At 35.1% G+C, this 18933-nt stretch carries 16 protein-coding genes; 11 read left to right on the top strand and 5 right to left on the bottom strand.

The window, feature by feature from the left end; genetic code table 11:
* The first annotated feature begins 38 nt into the window (after window positions 1-38).
* Window positions 39-1562: a right-handed parallel beta-helix repeat-containing protein gene (locus ISU00_RS01470; RefSeq protein ID WP_228852266.1), complete on the top strand. Its 1524-nt coding sequence runs from the start codon at window positions 39-41 to the stop codon at window positions 1560-1562.
* Here ISU00_RS01470 and ISU00_RS01465 read toward each other — a convergent pair.
* A complete protein-coding gene (locus ISU00_RS01465) occupies window positions 1559-2242 on the bottom strand; it encodes a cell division ATP-binding protein FtsE (RefSeq protein WP_228852265.1) in 684 nt (227 codons plus the stop codon). The genes ISU00_RS01470 and ISU00_RS01465 overlap by 4 nt on opposite strands.
* 179 nt (window positions 2243-2421) lie before the next feature.
* Between ISU00_RS01465 and ISU00_RS01460 the strand changes: the two genes are divergently transcribed.
* The 3 genes from ISU00_RS01460 (at window position 2422) to ISU00_RS01450 (ending at window position 8933) form a co-directional block, all read left to right on the top strand.
* Complete coding sequence (locus ISU00_RS01460; RefSeq protein ID WP_228852264.1) at window positions 2422-5439, top strand: tetratricopeptide repeat protein; 3018 nt, start codon at window positions 2422-2424, stop codon at window positions 5437-5439.
* Window positions 5440-5495: 56 nt separating this feature from the next.
* Window positions 5496-7232 carry a TonB-dependent receptor gene (locus ISU00_RS01455; protein ID WP_228852263.1) on the top strand — a complete coding sequence of 579 codons (1737 nt, stop codon included), beginning with the start codon at window positions 5496-5498 and terminating at the stop codon, window positions 7230-7232.
* A gap of 63 nt (window positions 7233-7295) precedes the next feature.
* Window positions 7296-8933, top strand: a complete 1638-nt coding sequence (locus ISU00_RS01450) for an amidohydrolase (protein ID WP_228852262.1) — start codon at window positions 7296-7298, stop codon at window positions 8931-8933.
* On the opposite strand, the gene ISU00_RS01445 is transcribed toward ISU00_RS01450, so the two are convergent.
* Window positions 8920-9621, bottom strand: a complete 702-nt coding sequence (locus ISU00_RS01445; protein ID WP_228852261.1) for a class I SAM-dependent methyltransferase — start codon at window positions 9619-9621, stop codon at window positions 8920-8922. The two genes, ISU00_RS01450 and ISU00_RS01445, sit on opposite strands and share 14 nt — an antisense overlap.
* 28 nt (window positions 9622-9649) lie before the next feature.
* Between ISU00_RS01445 and ISU00_RS01440 the strand changes: the two genes are divergently transcribed.
* Window positions 9650-10144 carry a YkgJ family cysteine cluster protein gene (locus ISU00_RS01440; RefSeq protein WP_228852260.1) on the top strand — a complete coding sequence of 165 codons (495 nt, stop codon included), beginning with the start codon at window positions 9650-9652 and terminating at the stop codon, window positions 10142-10144.
* On the opposite strand, the gene ISU00_RS01435 is transcribed toward ISU00_RS01440, so the two are convergent.
* A complete protein-coding gene (locus tag ISU00_RS01435; protein WP_228852259.1) occupies window positions 10134-10763 on the bottom strand; it encodes a hypothetical protein in 630 nt (209 codons plus the stop codon). The two genes, ISU00_RS01440 and ISU00_RS01435, sit on opposite strands and share 11 nt — an antisense overlap.
* A complete protein-coding gene (locus tag ISU00_RS01430; protein WP_228852258.1) occupies window positions 10753-11412 on the bottom strand; it encodes a hypothetical protein in 660 nt (219 codons plus the stop codon). Before ISU00_RS01430 ends, ISU00_RS01435 begins: the two co-directional genes overlap by 11 nt.
* 98 nt (window positions 11413-11510) lie before the next feature.
* Here ISU00_RS01430 and ISU00_RS01425 point away from each other — a divergent pair, with 98 nt between their 5' ends.
* Together ISU00_RS01425 and ISU00_RS01420 are read left to right on the top strand one after the other, a co-directional pair.
* Window positions 11511-12356 (top strand): sterol desaturase family protein, encoded by an 846-nt coding sequence (locus tag ISU00_RS01425; RefSeq protein ID WP_228852257.1) that lies wholly within the window; start codon window positions 11511-11513, stop codon window positions 12354-12356.
* Window positions 12343-13215: a glycerophosphodiester phosphodiesterase family protein gene (locus ISU00_RS01420; RefSeq protein ID WP_228852256.1), complete on the top strand. Its 873-nt coding sequence runs from the start codon at window positions 12343-12345 to the stop codon at window positions 13213-13215. Before ISU00_RS01425 ends, ISU00_RS01420 begins: the two co-directional genes overlap by 14 nt.
* On the opposite strand, the gene ISU00_RS01415 is transcribed toward ISU00_RS01420, so the two are convergent.
* On the bottom strand, window positions 13201-14454 hold the full coding sequence (locus tag ISU00_RS01415; RefSeq protein ID WP_317174332.1) for an exo-beta-N-acetylmuramidase NamZ family protein: 1254 nt from the start codon (window positions 14452-14454) through the stop codon (window positions 13201-13203). The two genes, ISU00_RS01420 and ISU00_RS01415, sit on opposite strands and share 15 nt — an antisense overlap.
* A gap of 22 nt (window positions 14455-14476) precedes the next feature.
* Here ISU00_RS01415 and ISU00_RS01410 point away from each other — a divergent pair, with 22 nt between their 5' ends.
* The 4 genes from ISU00_RS01410 to ISU00_RS01395 all read left to right on the top strand — a co-directional run bounded on the left by ISU00_RS01410 (window position 14477) and on the right by ISU00_RS01395 (window position 18893).
* A complete protein-coding gene (locus ISU00_RS01410) occupies window positions 14477-15715 on the top strand; it encodes an ABC transporter permease (RefSeq protein ID WP_228852254.1) in 1239 nt (412 codons plus the stop codon).
* Window positions 15716-15734: 19 nt separating this feature from the next.
* Window positions 15735-16712 carry a PLP-dependent cysteine synthase family protein gene (locus ISU00_RS01405; RefSeq protein WP_228852253.1) on the top strand — a complete coding sequence of 326 codons (978 nt, stop codon included), beginning with the start codon at window positions 15735-15737 and terminating at the stop codon, window positions 16710-16712.
* A 40-nt stretch (window positions 16713-16752) separates the two neighbouring features.
* The gene (locus ISU00_RS01400; protein WP_228852252.1) at window positions 16753-17955 is read left to right on the top strand and encodes a DUF2851 family protein; all 1203 of its coding nucleotides are present in this window, start codon (window positions 16753-16755) and stop codon (window positions 17953-17955) included.
* Window positions 17956-18038: 83 nt separating this feature from the next.
* A complete protein-coding gene (locus tag ISU00_RS01395) occupies window positions 18039-18893 on the top strand; it encodes a M57 family metalloprotease (protein WP_228852251.1) in 855 nt (284 codons plus the stop codon).
* The last annotated feature ends 40 nt before the right edge of the window (window positions 18894-18933 follow it).

Genomic DNA, 18933 nt, shown 5'->3' with positions numbered 1-18933 from the left:
TTCCATTTCATGGCATGCAAATTGAATCAAAACAAATTATGAATCGACTATTCCTTCTAATAATTCTAATTGTTCAGTCTTCATGGTGCCAATCAGGTTATCATGTTTTTCCTGCTGAAAATCCTAAAACACCTGGTACCCCGTCTGGGGATGGAAGCTTGGAGCATCCCTGGGATCTTCAAACTGCATTAAATAGTAAAAAGTTAAAAGGTGGCGATGTCATTTGGTTACACGCCGGTGTATATAATGGTCGTTTTTCTTCATCTATAAATGGTGAGACATATAAGAAAATTATAGTTACTGCTAGGCCATATGAAAGGGTTGTTTTAAATGGAAATATAAACAGTAAACAGTCTGCAGTTCTCAATATTAGAAGTTCAAATGTTGTTTTTAGAGATTTCGAGATATCTCCATATCATCTGAAAACTAGAAATGAAGACCATCCAGACTTTGTAAAGTTTGCTGGAATAGATCACCTTTCAGGAACCAATTGCGAATTTATAAATCTGTCCATTCACGGAAATAATGGATTGGGTATTGGCTCTTGGAATACCACAGGTGGCACCAAAATTATTAACTGCCTTATTTATGATAATGGTTTTATTCGTAGAAACGGCCGCGGTGCCGGGGAAGGTATATATGTTCAAAATAGCAGTGAGACTGAAACCAGATTAATTGGTGGGAACATAATTTTTGGAAATTATTATAAGGGCATTGAAGTTTGGTCAGCCTCTCGGGATGCGAATAGGGAGTGGGTAAAAAATATTATGGTAATCGATAATGTGCTATTCAATAATGGGTTACCTGCCAAAAATCCCGTTGATAATATTATAGTGGGGACAGATGACCGCAACGGGGTAAATATTGCAAAGAATATAAAAATTGTAAATAACATATTGTATCATAATACTGACTTTCAAACTAATCAAGCAAATGGTGATGCCCCCTGTCTGACCCTAGGTTTTCATATTAATGCACCAATTGAAAATGTTTCGGTAAAGAATAATATTCTATTAGGTAGAAATAACGTCTTGCGGATTTTATATGCCAAGTCTATAATGTTCAATAACAATAAGGTTTATGGCGGTTATTTGCATATCGGGGCTGATAATTTGGACAAAAAATATTTTAATTATTGGCAGTTAGTCGAAAACAAATATTTCACCAAAAATGGCACCCCATTTTATGTTCCCAAAAGGAATAAACTTGGATTTAAAGATTGGCAAAAGAGGTACGGATTAGATAGAAAAAGCGAATGGATGCTAAATCGTGATTTTGACCTTCCGGATATATTACAAGTTATTCGATATGACGATCAACCAAATGTTTATAGACTTACCTTATTTTCTAAAGATGGAAGTACGGTAAAAGTTTCGCCTAAATTATTCGAAGTGAAAGACTATAAATCCTTTGAGGTTTTTGATGTGGAAAAAAGTGATAAACCGATTGTATCGGGATCATTGAACAAAGCTGAATCAATAATGATCCCTATGGAACACTCTTCAGATCCAAACAAAACCTTAAATAATTTTGGGGTTTTTTTGGTGAAGTTTAAAAATTAACGGTTCCTCTGTACTACTTCAAATACCTTGTTTTCGTCTAGTTTCATTGTTTTGCTAGGGAACTTAAGTAATAGGGCATAATCATGCGTTGCCATTAAAATAGTATTACCATTTTCATTAATATCTTTTAGGACTTTCATCACCTCAATACTTGTTTGTGGATCTAAGTTACCTGTGGGCTCATCAGCTAGTATTAATTCTGGTTCATTCAATAAAGCCCTAGCTATTGCAATACGTTGTTGTTCTCCACCAGATAATTCGTGGGGAAATTTAAAACCTTTGGTTTTCATTGCCACTTTATCCAATACAGATTCAATTCTTGCTTTAATCTCTTCTTTGTCTTTCCAGCCCGTTGCCCTAAGAACGAATTCCAGATTTCCATTAATTGTTCTATCTGGTAATAACTTAAAATCTTGAAAAACAATGCCTAATTTCCTTCTAAGAAAAGGGATGTCCTTTTCCTTTAAGGTTCTTAAATCGAAATCTACAACAGCGCCCTGACCTTGGGTTAGTTCTAGGTCTCCATAAAGCGTTTTCATGAAGCTACTCTTGCCGCTACCAGTTTTGCCAATAAGGTAAACGAAATCGCCCTTCTGCATTTCAAAATTTACGTCAGATAAAACCATGTTTTCACCTTGGTAAATTGCAGCATCCTTAAGTTCTAAAATTGTTTCTGGCATATTGTTTGTTTCAATTTCGAAAATGTAAAAGTATCATTTTAATAATTTGCCTGAAAGCTTACTCTAACAATCCTAAAAAATTTTAGCATTTAATAAGTTCGTTTATAATTTAAATTTTTTTGCTCCGTTATAGGGTTTGTATTAGGTTATCTTTGGTCATCAACAAAAAATCGGACATAATGATTGCAACGCATATGAGGCTTTTTTTGACTTTTTTTCTGGTAGTCACCTTAGCTTATTCGCAACAAACTTCTATCTATACAAATGATCTAGTAGATTATCAAAAAGCATTGACGCTTTATAATAACCAACAATATTTGGCAGCACAATCTATGTTCGACGCTATTGAGGACAATGCCAAAACGGAAAATTTAAAATCAGATTGTGCCTATTACATTGCAAACTGTGCGGTGAGGCTAAATCAACAGAATGCGGACCAGCTTGTTATGGATTTTGTTGAGGAGTACCCAACTAGCACCAAGAGAAATACTGCATTTTTAGATGTTGGGGATTATTACTTTGAAAATTCAAAATATCCACAAGCAAGGAAGTGGTATGAAAAGGTGGATCAAGGTAATGTTGGCAGGTCGGAAAAGGATAAATTTTATTTTCAGTATGGCTATTCGCTTTACCAATCAGGAAATCAAAAGGAGGCTAAGAATTATTTAAATCGCGTAGTAAATTCGAAAACATATGGCTCACAGGCTAAATATTACATCGGTTTTATGGCGTATGAGGGTGATGACTATCAAGAGGCTAATGAATATTTTGAGCAGGTTAGCGATGATGATAAATACAAAGAAAAACTAAGCTATTACCAAGCCGATTTAAATTTTAAGTTAGGAAATTTTGAGAAGGCCATTGAATTGGCCAAAGAACAATTGCCGAAAAGCGATGCCAACGAAATCTCTGAATTGAATAAGATTATAGGCGAGAGTTATTTCAATCTAGAACAATACGGTCAGGCAATCCCTTATTTAAAGGAATTTAAGGGTAGAAGAGGTAAATGGAATAACACTGATTACTATCAGTTAGGATATGCCTACTATAAGCAAGGTGATTATGAAAGTGCTATTTCAGAATTCAATAAAATTATAGAAGGTAATGATGCCGTAGCTCAAAATGCATATTACCATTTGGGTGAAAGCTATATTGAGTTAGAGAAAAAACAAGAAGCCCTTAATGCATTTAGAAATGCATCCCAAATGACTTACGATTTGAAAATTCAAGAGGATGCATGGTATAATTATGCAAAATTGAGTTATGAAATAGGAAATCCTTACCAATCTGTTCCGCAAGTTCTTTCGGATTATTTAAATAATTATGGTAATACACCTTATAAGTCAGAAATCGAGGATTTGCTTATAGATTCTTATATAACATCCAGAAATTATGAAGAGGCATTAGATTTAATTGAAAATAAAGGTGGGTTTCAGAATAAATCCGCCTATCAAAAAGTGACATTTTATAGAGGTCTTGAGCTTTATAATGAAGGGAATTACCAGGGAGCATTAGACATGTTCAATAAATCGTTGAAACAGCAAATGGATGCCATGTTTACTGGTAGAACAATTTTTTGGAAGGCTGAGACGGATTATAATCTGGGCAATTTCAATGATGCATTAATTGGATTCAAAGATTTTCAACAGTCTTCTAATGTGGCTAATACATCCGAATTTGATAACATAGATTATAATATTGGTTATACCTATTTTAAGCTAAAAAATTATACGGCTGCTTCAGATAGTTTTAAATCCTATATCAATAAAAATGGGGATGATAAATTGAGGGCTAACGATGCATATCTGAGATTGGGTGACGGCTACTTTGTAGGCAGTAGTTATAGAAATGCTATCGACGCCTACGATAAGGCAATTGCTATACATGAGATTTCTACCGATTACCCTAATTTTCAAAAGGCAATGAGTTATGGGTATTTAGGACAAGTTAATACCAAAGTTGATCAATTGGATTCCTTCATCAGAGGTTACCAAAATTCAAACTTACGGGATGATGCAATGTACGAGCTTGCAAATACTTATGTAAAGATGGGAGATGATGGTAAGGCCTTGGCCATGTATGACCGTTTGAACAGTGAATACAAAAACAGCATTTTTATTTCAAAATCCCTTTTAAGACAAGGATTGGTGTTTTATAATGGAGGTGATAACGAGAAAGCCCTCTCAAAATTTAAACAGATTGCATCTCAATACCCAAATTCTGAAGAAGCAGTACAAGCAGTTTCAACAGCGAGATTGATTTATATAGATCTTGGCAGAGCTGATGAATATGCGCGATGGGTAAGAACCTTAGACTATATAGATGTTACTGACGCCGATTTAGAAAACACTGCCTATTTAGCAGCTGAAAAACAATATCTAGATAACAACACAGAAGGAGCCATAAGACAATTCAATAAATACCTAAATGAATTTCCTAATGGTGTAAATGCCCTTAAGGCCCATTATTATTTAGCGGAATTATATACTAAAAAGGATTTACCAGATAATGCCGTGCCTCATTATGAATTTATTTTACAGCGTCCAAATGGGGAGTATACCGAACAAGCATTGGTAAAGGTTTCAGAATCAATATTAAATAAAGGAAATTGGTCTGAAGCGGTTTCCTATTTGAAACGTTTAGAAACGGAGGCTGATTATCCACAAAATGTTACTTACGCGCAATCTAATTTAATGAATGCTTACTATCAATTGAAAGATTACAATCAGGCAGTTTACTATGCAGAAAAGGTCTTAAACACTTCCAGAATTGATACGAAGGTTCAAAGTGATGCTGAGGTTATAATAGCAAGATCTGCTATTAAGACTGGTGATGAAACAAAAGCTAGAAATGCCTATGCAAGAGTTGAGAAAATTGCCCAAGGAGCTTTGGCAGCCGAAGCGTTGTACTACAATGCCTATTTTAAGCATAAGGATGGAAGTTTTGAATCTTCCAATACTGTAGTGCAAAAACTTGCCAAGGATTATTCTAGTTACAAATTTTACAGTGCAAAAGGTTTGGTAGTTATGGCAAAAAACTATTATGCATTAAACGATGCTTTCCAGGCCACCTATATTTTAGAAAGTGTTATCAAAAACTTTAATGAATTCCCTGAAGTGGTTGATGAGGCCCAAGCGGAACTTAAGAAGATTAAATCTGAACAGGCCAAAACCAATGCCTCAATTCAAGAGAATTAATTAGGCAACTTTCTATGAACATTAATAGCAATCCATTCGATCAAAAAACATATCAAATGAAAATCATCTTTAAAGTTACCTTACTCTGGTTAAGCTTACTTTTTATTGATATTTCCTCATTCGCACAAAGAAAGCAAACTAATGATACCATTAATACTGATGTTGTGAATGTTGTTAGGCCTTACACACCATCGGTTTCTGACGCATTTAAAATTAAGGAAGTCCCCAATTTGAATGATTCGGTAAACCTGCAAAAGAAAGAGGTAAAATATAATATATTTTCTATTCCAGTAGCGTCAACCTTTACTCCAGCGAAGGGTAAAGCGGCTAATGTCGCAAAGGAAGCACCGCCTAAAATATATGATAATTTTGTCACTGGCGGCTTTGGTAGTTATACCACAATTTTGGGCGAATTATATTTAAACCATTCTCTTAGCCGATCGGAAAGTGTGGGGGGATATTTAAGCCACCATTCCTCTTTAGGTCAGGTTGAAGGGGCTCTTTTAGACAGTGAATTTTCCAATACTAAACTCAATGCTAATTTTAGTTCCCAAGGAAGATCTTTACACTACAATTTAGATGGAGGCTTTACTTATGATACTTATAATTGGTATGGTTTACCTGAATCTCAATTCGAAATTTTACCCCCTCAAAATCCTAATGTTGGGCATTCATTTCATTCTGCTTATGTAGGTGGGGAAATAGACTTTTTGGATTCCTTCTTTAAAAAAGGCAGGTTGAAATTTACACGATTTGGCGACAATCAAGGTAGTGGAGAAAACCATTTCGATGCTCAAGCCAATTTTAAGGTGACTATTGGAGATGCTAAAATTACTACAGATATAAATTTGGATTATTTAAGCGGCGAATTTGAGCGTAACTTTTACACAAATGATCCAATAGAATATGCGAATTTTAATATAGGATTTGCACCAAGTTATGAATTGAGACAGGACGACTTAACCCTGAATTTGGGAGTTAACTTTACTTATTTAAACAATATAGAAGAAGGGGGAAATAAATTTTTCATTTATCCAAATATAACTGCAAGCTATAGATTGGTTGATGAAATTTTAATTGCTTATGGTGGGATTCAGGGAGAATTAATTCAAAACACTTATAAAGATTTGGCCTCTGAAAATCCGTTTGTTTCACCAACCCTTTTTATAACTCCAACCGATCAGCAGTATAATGCATATGCTGGTTTAAAGGGTCGATTGTCCAATAATATCAGTTATGACGTTAATTTGGGTTATAAGGCCGATAGGGCAAAAGCGCTATTTAAGAGCAACAGTGTGCTCGGAAGTCCAGAAGAAGTTTATCAATACGGAAACTCTTTTGGAATTGTTTACGATGATATAGAGACATTTCAGTTAGGGGGCGAATTGGCTGTTGATGTAAGTAGGAATTTTAAAATGAATATAAAGGGAGACTATTTTTTATACACAACCGACCAACAAGAAGAACCCTGGAATTTGCCTGACTTTCAAGCGTCAATTTTTATGGATTATCAAATTGATAGAAATTGGTATGCAGGGGCAGGAATCTATTTCGTTGGAAAGCGAAAAGATCAATATTTTGAGGAAGGAACACTATTTCCAACAGAACCAATGACAATCACTCTTGATGGTTATTTTGACGCCAACGCACATCTCGGCTACAGAATAACAGATCAATTATCGGTCTTCGCAAAGGTTAACAACATTGCAGGTAAGAACTATGAAAAATGGTTAAATTATCCTGTTCTTGGATTTCAAGCATTGGGTGGAGCCACTTTTCAGTTCGATTTCTAATTGAGGAATTGATTTTTGGGATTTAATCTGTATTTTGGGCGGAATAACTAACTCAATTTTAATATGCCATTCAGATTCTATTTTCTGTTCGTTTTCCTAATCAATTTTAGCTGTGAAAAGAAAGAACATGCTGACTTACTTATTCTTGATGCTAACATATATACGGTTGATGAAAATTTTTCTAAAGCAGGAGCTATCGCGGTAAAGGATGGAAAAATTGTAGAGGTTGGATCGACAGATGTTATTAGAGCTAAATATGAATCTGACAATGCATTAGAATTAGAGGGTAAAACTGTAGTCCCAGGTTTCATTGATTCCCATTGTCACTTTTACAATTTAGGTTTTGGGTTAAATTCGGTGAATTTGGTCGGAACCAAAAGTTTGGATGAGGTTGTAGAGCGAGTAGTTTCTTTTCAAAAGGAACATTACAAATCCATTATTTATGGCCGAGGTTGGGACCAAAATGATTGGGAGGATAAGGAATTCCCCACCAATGAAAAGCTTAATGAATTGTTTCCCGATACTCCAATTGCTTTAAAGAGAATCGATGGACATGCTGCGTTATTTAATGAGGCAGCAATTAGACTGGCAAACATTACAAAGGACACCAAAATTAATGGTGGAGAAATTTTATTCAACGGTGATAGACCAACTGGTGTGTTTATTGATAATGCACAAGGGTTGGTGTATTCGAAATTTCCATCCGGTGATGTTTCGGAAGCGATTTCTAGTTTAATGGATGCACAAGATATGTGCTTATCTTATGGTCTAACAACAGTAGATGATGCAGGGCTTAGCCCATTTGAGATTGGCATAATTGATAGTCTTCAAAAGGTAGGGGAATTAAAAATTCGTGTCTATGCCATGGTTTCCGCTAATAGAAAAAATTTAGATTACTATCTCGAACGTGGACCTTATAAGACAGATAAATTAAATGTTCGATCTTTTAAAGCCTATGGAGATGGTGCCTTGGGTTCCAGAGGTGCTTTGTTGAGGGAACCGTATTCTGATTTACCTGGTCACTATGGGTTGGCAGTTACTTCATTAGATACCCTTACATATATAGCCAACCGTTTAGGGAATTCAGAATTTCAAATGAATACACATGCCATAGGGGATTCTGCAAATCATGCATTATTGAATATTTATAAAGAAGCTTTGGAAGGTTCTGAAGATAGGCGATGGCGAATTGAGCATGCACAAATTGTTTCTCCAGAAGATTTTAAGGAATTTAATGATATCATTCCATCCGTTCAGCCGACCCATGCAACAAGTGATATGTATTGGGCAGAAGATCGTGTTGGATCAGAAAGAATTAAAGGTGCTTATGCAAATAAATATTTGTTAAACGCAAACGGTGTCGTTGCTCTAGGTACTGATTTTCCTGTGGAGCAAGTAAATCCCTTTCTAACTTTTTATGCGGCAGTAGCAAGACAGGATCTTGAAAATTATCCTGACGGTGGATTTCAAATGGAAAATGCTTTAACAAGAGAGGAGACGCTGAAAGGAATGACCATTTGGGGAGCATTTGTCAATTTCGAAGAGACTGAAAAAGGAAGTATAGAGGTTGGAAAGTTTGCCGACTTCATTGTACTTGACAAAAACATAATGGAGGTTCCAATAGATGAGGTTCCATCGATGGAAGTTGATAAAACTTTTATTGCTGGGGAATTAGTTTATGAGTTACCTAGGAAAGAGTAAGTTTAGCAAGATAATCAAAATGCTCACCTTCAGAGACCAACTCGCATTTTAGGCCAACCTTTTTGCAAGCTTTTTTTAGGGTATTAAAATCTAGATATAACCATTTCATTGGCAACTCTTCCTCGCCTTTATATGAAAGAAAATATTCCAATTCGCCGTAATATCCAGAATTGGTGTCTATCCAAATACCGCCATCTTCATCTTCGTACATATAAATAATATCTGAAGAATCAAGTAAAATTTTTCCGCCAGGATTTAAAAGTGATTTTAAATGTTGAAGTGATTTTGGCAATTGTTTCATTTCTTGAAAAATACCGGTGCCATTCATCAAAAGTAGAATTGTGTCAAAGGTTTCCTTCAATTCAAAAACAGAAATAACTTCAGTTTTTTTAATGCCTCTTAGTTGGGCAACCTTTATGGCAAGCGGCGAAATATCAATAGCTTTAACATCCTCTCCCTTATTTTGAAGAAACAGGCTATGACTGCCAGATCCACAACCTACATCCAATATTTTCCCTTCGCAAAGTTTAAGTGCTTCTTGTTCAATTTTTGGCATATCGGCATAATCCCTAAACAAATAGGAAACTGGAAGAACGTCATCTTCAGAAATATTGGTTGCCGTAACCAGATCTTCTGAATCAGAATCTAAATAGTAATCTAAAAGTGCTTTTCCGAATAGATCTTTCAAGCTGTAAATGTTTAGTTATTTTTGCCTTATGCAGAATGAATTGGGACAATTGCCACAACGGGCTAAAGATAAGTATAAGGAGAACAAATTGTTCTTTTCGAAACTAAAAAAGAGGCCTCCAAAAAATATGGATTTGTTGATGCAGGAAATGCATGAGGAAGAATTCCAAAGAACGGATTGTTTGCAGTGTGCAAATTGTTGTAAAACGACAGGTCCACTATTTACTGATAAAGATATTGAACGACTTGCAAAAAAGTTTCGCATGAAACCTTCAGATTTTATTGAAACTTATTTGAGAATGGATGAAGATAATGATTATGTGCTTAAATCGGTGCCCTGTCCATTTTTGGGATTCGATAACTATTGCAGCGTTTACGAAGACAGACCTAAAGCATGTAGGGAATATCCTCATACAGATCGTAAAAAAATATACCAAATCGGCAATATCACTATAAAAAATACAGCAATCTGTCCAGCCGCCTTTAATATAGTTGAAGAAATGAAAAAACGGATTAAATTATAATTCGAACACCTGTACTTAAGCCAATATAATTGGCATTTTTAAAAAAGGCATTGTAGCCTGGTGGAGCATCGATATTCAAAAAATCATGTCGATAAGAGATTGATCCGAACACTCCAAAATTTTTAGTAAACTGATAGGAGAGCGTTGGTTTTAACCATAGAGATGTACCATTGTCACTAAAAATTTCATTGTCATACGAACTTCTGTAAATGACCGCTCCTATACCCATAACAGCGGTAGCTCTCCAATGCCTTTGGGTTATAAAATGGTAGCCAAATTGGGGGCCTATGGAAGTTATGTTTGTGTTTTTATAGTTACCAACTAGAGATGGTTGAATAACTTGGTTTTTAAAATAAGTACAGTTTAATCCTAGTAAAATTTTGGATTCTGCAACGTTAAAAAGAAAATCAAAAGACCAACCTCCCTTCTGTGACAGGCCTTCATGTGCAAAGTTATTCCCAAATGTAATAGGTTGGAAAAATCCGAGGGTAAATATGCCGTAATGGTCATCTTTTCTCATTTGGCCAGGTTGGTCACCCTGTTCCTCTAATACTTCCTGACCAATGACATTAATTGCACTAAAAAGGATGCAAAGGAATGATAGCGTTTTAAAATTCAAAGCTGAATGTATTTATTCCAGGGTTTAGAGAAATTGTGATAGTTTCAATTGAACCATTCTCTAACTCATAAGTAAAAATGGCATCTTTATTGGCAATGGTTTGTATTTCGGTTTGAAAGGAAGTTTCAGTGGAGTTTAATTCACCACTAACGAAATTTTGCTGGTAACACAAGTCTAAGGGGAAGGTATCATCTGTATTTAGATGCCTAATACAGTTTGGTTCGGAATATTCAAGAGACCAGTTTACAATACTATTAATTCCAGAGCTGTTTTCAATTTTTAAATCAAGTAATGCAGGTCTCTCTAAAACAATTGTTCCTAGGGTAAATTGGTTGTCAAGAGCTTCATTCCCCAACACAAATTTTGGTTTTGTAAAATCAATTGTTTGCGATTGAAAGTTTACGTCAACCTCAAGCCGGGATTCCTCACTCAGGAGTGAAATAAATTCAAAAAATCCTTCCGCATTAGAAACCCCATATCCCAAAATATAATTGGAAGTGGACATTCTTATTGGAATACCTTCCAAAGGGGTGCCATCAGAATCCGTGACATTTCCTACCACAACTGCTCTTTTGTTATCAATGATTTCAGGCGAACAAGTAAAATTGAAGATGGGTAAAAGGAGGATTAAAATAAGGGTGAATTTCACAAAGATTTTTTAATAGGATGCCGAAATGAAGGATAGGTTGCGGATTTTTAATTAAAATTCTTACATTTCTAAATATTTATTAATGTTTATTTTTTTAGTTGGAATCTCTATTAAACTATTTTGAAACCATTCCATCTAGCCATCGAAGCTTAATTCTTGTTGGTGGCCTAACCCTTATTTGGTTATTGGAAGGAGCGATTCCACTATTCAAATTCAAATACAATAAATGGCGACATGCCATACCAAATATTTTTTTCACGGTTACAACAATTATTATCAATTTCATGTTTGCTTTTCTGTTGCTTAAAACAGCTGATTGGACAGTAGAACATAAATTCGGTATTATTAATTGGATACCTAATTTGCCACTTTGGCTTTTTGTAATCTTGGGGGTATTATTAATGGACTTTTTCGGGGCTTATTTGGCCCATTTTGTTGAACATAAGGTGAAGCCGTTATGGATGATTCATTTAGTGCATCACACTGACCATCATGTCGATGTAACAACTGGAAATAGACATCACCCAATTGAAAGTATAATTCGTTTTGTATTTACATTGTTTGGGGTTTTGATTGTAGGAGCGCCAATAGGAATAGTTTTTTTATACCAATCCTTATCGATTGTATTTACCCAATTAACCCATGCGAATATAAAATGGTCTAGGAAATTAGATAAGGTCTTGTGTTATGTATTTGTAACACCAGATATGCATAAGATTCATCATCATTTTGTTTTGCCATATACAGATAGCAACTACGGGAACATTTTTTCAATTTGGGATCGTCTTTTTGGTACTTATATGTATTTGGATAGAGAAAAAGTTAAATATGGAGTTGATGTGTTTCCAGACGAAATTGAAAATGGCAAAATAGGTTCACTATTAATGCAGCCATTCCAAAAATACGAGCGCCCTACCATCCGACCTATTGATGATTCAGAATAAAATTATTTTTTTCATTGTTGCCATATTTTGTATGTCCTGTTCTAAAGATAATATAGATATTCAAGGTCACAGAGGATACCGGGGTATGTTTCCAGAAAATTCAATGCTTGGTTTTGAAAAAGCTTTGGAGTTAGGTGTAACAACGTTAGAAATGGATGTGGTTATTACTGCCGACAAACAGGTGATTGTTTCCCACGAACCTTATATGAATCATGAGATTTGTTTGAAACAGAATGGGAGAACTATTAGCCCGAAGGAAGAAAGGAAATATAATATTTATAAAATGCCTTATTCAATGGTGAAGACTTTTGATTGTGGATCAAAAGAGCATCCAGAATTTCCTGGCCAAGAAAAAATACCAACTGTAAAACCATTATTGTCGGAAGTAATTGAAATGGCTGAAAGGAAATCTCAGAGGGAAATCCAATATAATATTGAAATAAAAAGTTCATTAGATGATGATGGTCTTTTTACTCCCGAACTTTCAGCATTTGTAGAGTTGGTAATACATGTGATAGAAGAATTTGGTGTTGAAAATAGAACCACATTGCAGTCTTTTGACGTTAGGGCGTTGGACAAGATTAATAGAACGGGAATTGGGGTGAGTCGATCACTTTTGGTTGATGAAAATGAAACTATTGACCAAAAATTAAAATCCCTAACTTTTAAACCAGAAATTATTAGTCCATACTATAAATTACTTTCAACTACTAAGGTTAAGGAACTGCAACAACAAGGTTTCAAAATTATTCCATGGACGGTAAATGAAAAAAAGGATATTGCTAACATCCTTCAAATGAATGTGGATGGTATTATTAGTGATTATCCAGAAAGGGTGATAAATTTAGTCGTAAAGTAAGTATTTCGCTCTTGTTGTTTTAAACTTCTCCAAATCTGCTTTCCAAGTATCCCTTATCTCCTTTTCAGACATCCCAGCAACAATTTGTTTTTGCAATTTGTCGGTGCCGGCATGTTTTGTAAAACCGGATGTAAGGAAGAATTTGTCTTTTTCTAAACAATGATTATAGGCTTCAATGATAAATTCTAGAGTGAAATGCGGTTTAAAATCCAAATTTGTGAGGTCTCTTCCATAACAAACTTGGCCTTCATGTTTGGGGTGTTTAGAGCCAAAATTCGGTTCGGGCGTGTATCTATAATCAAAATAATTCTTATCTAAATATGGAGCGCCATATTTTTGAAATTGTTCTTCTGTTCCTCTGCCCGCATTAATATTGGTGCCTTCAAACAATCCTAAACTGGGATAGAGCTTGATAGATTGATCATTTGGTAAATTTGGTGATGGTCTAACGGGTAAACTATAAGGCAGTTTATGGCTATAATTTTTCATAGTAATTACTGATAGCTTACACTTTACACTATCCTTTAACCAATTCTCACCGTTAATCATTTGTGCATATTCTCCAATGGTCATACCGTGTACCAATGGAATTTCATGCATTCCCAAAAAACTTTTGTTTACAGCTTCTAAGGTGGGCCCATCAATGTACATGCCGTTTGGGTTAGGACGGTCTAATACAATTAGAGGTATATTGTTCTCTGCGCAGGCTTCCATTATATAATGTAGTGTTGAGATATAGGTATAAAAACGAACTCCAACATCCTGTAAATCGAAAACCATTATGTCTATACCTTTCAGAGTGTCACCAGTTGGTTTTCTATTTTCTCCGTACAATGAAATTATAGGAATTCCGGTTTTCGCATCAACCCCATCCTTAACATGCTCACCAGCATCTGCAATGCCCCTGAAACCGTGCTCTGGCGCAAAAACGCTTTTCAAATTAACATTTCTAGATTTTAAGGTATCCACTAAATGTGTGTATTTGGAATTTTCTGAATTAAGCGAAGTCCTAATTGTGCTTGTTGGATTTGCTACCAAGCCAACTCCTTTATTTTTTAATAATGGTAGGTAGGCATCCAATCTTTCGGCGCCAAGTTTTAGAACAACTTCTTGAGAATTTTCAACTTCTGTTGGTGTTTGTTTTGGTTCGTTTGAGCTGTCTAAATTTTTAGATTTTTCAGGTGAGCCTATACAAGAAAGTGCTATTAGAAGACCGAATAAAACAGTATTTTTGACCATCACATAAATCATATTTGGCAATTTGGGTTACGAGTTATTTATTTCCAAAAGGATAATTAGTAGTAAATCGTATAAAAGTAGTGTTTCGGCACCAATAATTAAAATTGGTATAACCGCAATTGCTATTGGTATGGTAGTGATGTTGATTGCTATTGCAACCGGTTTGGGACTACAAAAAAAGGTAAGGGAAAAGGTAGTTGCTTTTAACGGACATGTTATTTTAAATAATTTTGATAGTAACCTTTCCAATGAAACTCTTGAGCCGGTATCACTTAAGCAAGAGTTCTATCCCAACTTCACACAGGTTGATGGGATAAAACACATCCAAGCAGTAGCAACCAAATTTGGCATAATCCGTACCGTAACAGATTTTGAAGGAGTTGTTTTAAAAGGAGTTGGAAGTGATTATGATTGGAACTACGTTGAAGAATTTTTGGTAGAAGGGAGGTTACCAAAGTTTGGTGAGGACATTAGTAATGAAGTTTTAATTTCACAATACCTCGCCAATAGGTTAAACTTAAATCTGAATGAAAAATTTCAGATGGTGTTTGGAAAGGAAGATCTAGAAGCTATACCTAATATTCGTGCCTTTGAGATTGTTGGTATTTTCGATTCGGGTTTTCAAGAATTAGACAAAACCTATATCATAGGAGATTTGCGCCAGGTTCAACGTCTTAATAAATGGGAAAAGGATGAGGTTGGCGGGTTTGAGGTGTTTTTGGATGACTTCACCAAGATTCAACAGAAAGGAAACGAGATTTACCGTGTTACACCATCAGACATTAATACCGTGACAGTTGAGCAGAAGTATATATCCACGTTTGAATGGATAAAAATATTTGATAATAATACCTACGGAATTATTGGAATAATGATAATAGTAGCTGGTATTAACATGATTACAGCTTTGTTAGTTCTCATTTTAGAGAGGACACAGATGATAGGGATATTAAAATCCCTTGGAAGTTCTAATTGGAGTATTCGTAAAATATTCCTTTATAACGCCACCTATCTAATTGGTTTGGGATTATTTTGGGGTAATCTTCTAGGCTTAGGTTTGTTATTTGCCCAAAAGCATTTTCAATTTCTAAAATTTCCCGATCCTGAGCAGTATTATGTTTCCATTATCCCCGTCTTAATTAAATGGGACTATGTTATGCTTCTAAATATCGGTACTTTTATAGCATGCCTATTAATGCTTTTGATTCCTTCGATTATAATTTCGAGAATCTCACCTGTACAGGCCATTAGGTTTGAATAATACAAATTGCCCAAATTCTATGCAATATTCAGAAAACATACTTGGTACTATTGGGAATACACCCTTAGTAAAAATTAATAAACTAACCGCTGATTTACCCTGCCTCGTATTAGCCAAATATGAAACCTTTAACCCTGGAAATTCAGTAAAAGACCGTATGGCTTTAAAAATGATTGAAGATGCCGAAGCCACTGGAAAATTGAAACCAGGAGGAACTATTATAGAAGGTACTTCTGGCAACACCGGGATGGGTCTTGCTTTGGCCGCTATTATAAAGGGTTACAAATGCATTTTTGTTATTTCTGATAAACAATCCAAAGAAAAAATAGATGTTCTTAAGGCGATGGGTGCGGAGGTAGTTGTTTGTCCAACGGAAGTTGAACCTGATGATCCAAGAAGCTATTATTCGGTTTCAAAGCGAATGGCGACGGAAATTCCGAATTCCTGGTACGTTAACCAATATGACAATTTGAGTAATACTGCCGCTCATTATGAGAGTACTGGCCCCGAAATTTGGAAACAAACGGATGGTAAGATTACCCATTTTGTAGTTGGTGTTGGTACTGGGGGAACAATTTCAGGAGTTGGAAAATATTTAAAGGAACAAAACCCGAATATTAAAGTCTGGGGGGTAGATACCTATGGAAGTGTATTTAAAAAGTATCACGAAACAGGCATATTTGATAAGAACGAAATTTACCCTTATATAACAGAAGGTATTGGCGAAGACATTTTGCCTAAAAATGTTGATTTTGACCTAATTGATGGCTTTACTAAAGTAACTGATAGAGATGCGGCAATATACACAAGACGATTGGCTAGGGAAGAGGGTATGTTTCTAGGGAATTCTGCAGGAGCTGCAATAAAAGGTGTTTTACAATTAAAGGAACACTTTAAGGAAAATGATGTTGTGGTTGTGCTTTTTCATGATCACGGCAGTCGGTATGTTGGTAAGATGTTTAATGACGAATGGATGAAAGAAAAAGGATTTCTATAAATTATAAATTCTTTCAGTAGTTCTCTTGTTGCCCTAAACCATGAACGAGGACTTTTTATATTTCCTTTGGAAGTTTCAAAAAATTGAACTTCCTAATCTTTTAACAACCAATGGACTATCTATCCAGGTGATCCACCCAGGTTATCTTAATTTACACTCCGGACCTGATTTTTTTAATGCCCATTTGGTAATCAGTGGGCAGGAATGGGCTGGCAATGTAGAGATGCATTTAAAATCTTCAGATTGGTTTTTGCATGGCCATCAGTCCGATCCAGCCTTTGAAAATGTTATTCTGCATGTGGTTTGGGAACACGACAAAGAAATTTATCATAAGGACGGAAGTTTAATTCCGGTTTTGGAATTAAAGGAAAAAACTCCAAAAAGTATATTGCAAAATTATTTGCGACTACAAGATCAAAAGTCTCGCTGGATTTATTGCGAAAATGAATTTCCTTCGGTTCCCGATTTCATTTTGGATAATTGGTTACAAAAACTATTCATTGAAAGATTGGAGGAAAAATCGAAAATGGTTTACTGTGAATTAGACAGAACCAACGGAAATTGGGAGGGAGTACTTTTTAGAATATTGGCGAAGGCATTCGGCACTAAAGTTAATGCAGAATCCTTTTTAAGTATTGCACGATCTCTCGACTTCAAATTGATTCAAAAAATCTCACATTCAGAGTTGCAATTAATCGCAGTATTGTTGGGAAGGGCAGGATTATTAGCAAAAGTAGATAATAATGCTAAGTTGGTTTCAGAATTTAATTTTCTGTCACATAAATTCAAATTAGACAATTTCCCTATAATAGATCCAAAATACTTCCGTTTGCGACCAAACAATTTTCCACATCTAAGGTTAATGCAGTTTGCCAAGCTATATGCCAATAACTCAAACTTATTTCAAAAATTAATTCAAACTCATGAATTGAATCAAATTTTATATTTTTTAAAATCAACAGGTTTAACTCGTTCATTTTCTGAACATTTAATTGTGAATGCAATCATTCCTGTTAAATTTTGTTATGCCAAGGAATTTGAGAATGGAGCTGATGATATAATCTTGAGTTGGATGGAGGAGTTATCCGTCGAAAAGAATAATATTTCCAATAATTTTTTGAATTTAAAGAACATAGGTGAAAATGCCTTAAACTCTCAATCATTTTTGCAATTGTATAATAACTATTGCACCGATAAAAAGTGCTTAAATTGCGATATCGGACACTATCTGTTTTTTTTCTGACACTTTTCGATTAACGGTAAATGATTTATTAAAAAAATGTTAAATTAGGTTCTTCATAATTCAAATATTTAACATTTTAACTTATGTACAAAAAAATCAAACTTGTTAGCTCCATAGGATTGGTTTGCGCCTCCTTAATCTTTACTGGTTGTTCTTCCGAAGACAACGGAACGAATGAACTGGATGAACTTAATTCTCAATTAGAGGAATTTTCAGTTAAATTGGAAAATCTAGGTTTCAACACAGATGACCTTGTGGTTATTGACTTCCAAGGAACTCCTGGTTTTTTGGTTGAAAGGGATATTTTTCTAACTCCTGAAAAAATCAATAATATGTCCCCGGCTGTTAGCGTGGACAATGGTGAATTAAATGTAGAACATTATAGAACTACAAATTTAGTAGAAGGTACACCTAGAACAATTTATGTTTATATGGATTCAGGTTTTAATTCAGATATGCAGGCTGCATTCGATTTGGCTATCTCTAGGTATAATTCAGAAAATCTAAATTTAACATTTGCTAGAGCTTCATCCGCAGGTGCCGATATAGATATTCTAGCTCAAAGAATTCCTAAGTATTATGGATGGACTATTTTAGGACAAAGTGCTGGTTTCCCAGAGAATGGAGAGCCTGCTTCCCCAATTATATTAAATTCAAGTGTTTATAGTCCGAAAAGAGGAAATATACCTGCAGATGCAGCGACTGTTATTGCGCATGAAATTGGTCATGCAATTGGTTTCAGGCATACAGATTACATGGACCGTTCCTTTAGCTGTGGTGGAAGTGCCGACAATGAAGGTGATGCAGGAGTAGGAGCTGTTCATATTTCTGGAACACCAACAACGCCCGATGGAGGCTCGTGGATGTTGGCTTGTAGTAATGGAACTGATCGTCCTTTTACTGCAAATGACAAAACTGCTTTAGCAAATACTTATTAAGAAAATAAGATATATTTAGACATTATAAAGGGGCTTTTAG

Source organism: Aegicerativicinus sediminis (assembly GCF_015476115.1).
GTDB classification, from domain to species: domain Bacteria; phylum Bacteroidota; class Bacteroidia; order Flavobacteriales; family Flavobacteriaceae; genus Aegicerativicinus; species Aegicerativicinus sediminis.
The sequence above is the reverse complement of the archived record's forward strand: the minus strand, read 5'-3'. Positions and strand labels throughout refer to the sequence as shown.